This is a genomic window from Bacteroidales bacterium, assembly GCA_018334875.1.
Taxonomy (GTDB): Bacteria; Bacteroidota; Bacteroidia; order Bacteroidales; family UBA12077; genus JAGXLC01.
On sequence record JAGXLC010000499.1, the window covers coordinates 1 to 2,797 of the forward strand.

Sequence of the window (2,797 nt, forward strand, 5' to 3'; positions counted from 1 at the left end):
TTTCTGCGGAAAGAAAAAACGGACAGACGGTTTCTCTACAAATACAATCGGAAAAGGGCGGCAAGCTGCGGTTGAAAAATCCCCTGGGTGATCAGATCACTGGCCTGGAAGGACTTCCCCATCAAACAGAGGATGGAATTCTTACCATCCAGACAGAGCCCGGCCAGACGATTGAGCTGGAAAGAAAGTGATGACATTATGAATCAATAAAACCGTTCAATATGAATTCAAGATATCGTGTGATGAGCGCTGTTGCGCACAAAGAACCTGATAAAGTACCTGTGGATCTTGGCAGCAACCCAAGCTCCGGTATTTCAGCCATTGCTTATTCCAACCTGGTAAAATACCTTGGAAAAGATTTCAAAGTGAAGATTTACGATATCGTACAGCAACTGGCCCAGCCCGATGATGAAATACTCGGGCTTTTCGGGGTTGATGTACTGGATATCGGAAGGATGTTCAACGAAAAGGAAGAACACTGGCATCCCACGGTACTCGCTGACGGTACAAAAGCTTATTATCCCAAATGGTTTAATCCGGAAAAGGATGCCAACGGAGACTGGATTGCCAGGGCAGGGACGGGAAAGGCTATTGCCAAAATGCCAGAAGACTCGACTTTTTTTGACCAGACCTATTTCCCCTGGGTTGACGGCTATCCCCCAAACGCGGAAGGCCTGGATGAGGCCATGGCCCATGTTCCGTGGGCCGCATTTGTCCACAGCCCGTGGGATAATGCTGATATGCCTGGATTTTGGCAGGAACTGAGAAGGAGAACGCTTGAGTTGAGACAAACTACAGATAAGGCCTTGATGGTGGTTGCCGGCGGCAACTTGTTCGAATGGGGAAATTTTATCCGTAGGATGGACAATTTTCTGATGGATCTCTACCTTGAGCCGGACAATGTTGAAGCCCTTCTCGATGGATTGATGGAACGCCATCTTCAAATGCTATCAAAGATAAGCGAATACGTGGGAGACATTGTGGATATCATACGGGTTGGCGATGACCTCGGAGCCATGAATGGCCCTCTGATGGACCCCGAAATTTACCGACGTTTCTTCAAGCCAAGACACAAACAATTGTGCGATTATGTAAAACAGCACAGCAACATGTATACCTTTTTGCATTCGTGCGGTTCAATCTATCAGTTGATTCCTGATCTGATAGAGGCCGGCTTTGATATTTTAAATCCTGTACAGACCCAAACCAGGGATATGGAACCCCAAAAACTGAAAAACGAATTTGGAAGAGATATCACCTTTTGGGGAGGCGGAGTTGAAACGGCTGGCACTTTAAATAAAGGCACTCCCGGACAAGTCAGGGATGAGGTACTTCAGCGCCTTGAGATATTTTCTAAGGAGGGAGGTTTTGTTTTTAATACAATACACAACATTCTCCCGGAGGTGCCCCCGGAAAATATCATTGCCATGTTTAATGCCATAAAAGAATTTAATGGAGACAAGCCGATAAACTTCACTTAAAAAAACAAGCTTATGGATATTCCATATATTGATTATGCTGTAATTGTTGTTTATTTAATAGTCATAATAGGCATAGGAGTCTATGCCGGTTTATCGCGAAAAAAAGGCTCCAGCGAAGGATTTTTCCTGGCCGGCCGGTCTTTGAAGTGGCCCCTTATAGGAGCTTCCCTGTTTGCCGCCAATATTTCCACCATCCATATGGTAGGCCTGGCAGGTCAGGGATATGCAGATGGGATTGTATGGGGAAATTTTGAGTGGGGTGCCCCTTTTCTTCTTATTGTATTGGGTTTAATATTTGCCCCTTTTTATTTCAGGACAAAAAACACAACACTTCCTCAGTTTCTGGAGTGGCGGTATAATAAAGCTACCAGATCCATGCTGGCAGTGATATCGCTCTTTACCGCCTTGTTTCTGCACATTGGGGTGAGTTTGTATGCAGGGGGATTGATTTTTGAGAATTTTTTTGGTATTGAAAGATACACGGCAATTCTTAGTATAGCCGCTGCAACACTGATCTATGCCATAGTAGGCGGATTGAAAGCCATTGTATGGACCGAAACTTTACAAACGGGAGTTCTTATAGTTGGAGCCACGGCTTTAACCCTTATTGCCATGTTTGCTCTGCCTGAACATGGTATATATAACTATTCCGATTTGAAAGAAGCAGTAAAACCTGACCAACTTAGTGTTCTGCATACATCCTCCGAGTCACCGCTTCCCTGGTGGGCTTTTGCCCTGGGATTTCCCGTGCTGGGATTGAATTACTGGTGTGCCGACCAAACCATTGTGCAGAAAGTACTGGGAGCCAAAACCATGAAAGATGGTCAGATCGGCCCTATCTTTGCGGGATTTATTAAAATACTTCCTGTTTTCATAATGGTTTTCCCCGGAGTTTTTGCCTACGTACTTTTGAGTGGGCAGATTGATGTAGCCGATGATGCTTTACCCGTATTAATTGTGGAAGTATTGCCCGTAGGCCTGAGAGGCTTGATGGCAGCAGCGCTTCTGGCCGCTTTGATGAGTACCATAGCAGCGGCACTGAACAGTGCGGGTACTTTGGTTTCTAACGATATAGTCAAACAACACCGCCCTAACGTTTCCGAAAGAAAGCTTTTGATCATCGGAAGGGCCACCATTTTAACGGTTATTGTGATTGCCATAGCATGGTCCCCTTTGATAGCCCAATTCCCCAGTATTTTTGAGGCCATCAACGATCTGCTGGCTATACTGTCTCCCTCCATCTCGGTGGTATTTATTTTCGGGGTGATGTCGAAAAGAGGCACTCCCAAAGCGGGCCATTACACATTGGTATTCGG

The 2,797-nt window shown here is 45.5% G+C and carries 3 protein-coding genes; all 3 read left to right on the plus strand.

All coding sequences use genetic code 11. The features are described 5' to 3' along the window. Nucleotides 1-191 (plus strand): hypothetical protein (locus tag KGY70_20395; protein ID MBS3777565.1); only part of this gene is annotated, 191 nt, incomplete at its 5' end. Nucleotides 192-221: 30 nt separating this feature from the next. Then, nucleotides 222-1,481: a methyltransferase gene (locus tag KGY70_20400; GenBank protein ID MBS3777566.1), complete on the plus strand. Its 1,260-nt coding sequence runs from the start codon at nt 222-224 to the stop codon at nt 1,479-1,481. Between the two features lie 12 nt (nt 1,482-1,493). Further along, the coding region (locus KGY70_20405; GenBank protein ID MBS3777567.1) for a sodium/solute symporter at nt 1,494-2,797 on the plus strand (1,304 nt) is incomplete at its 3' end.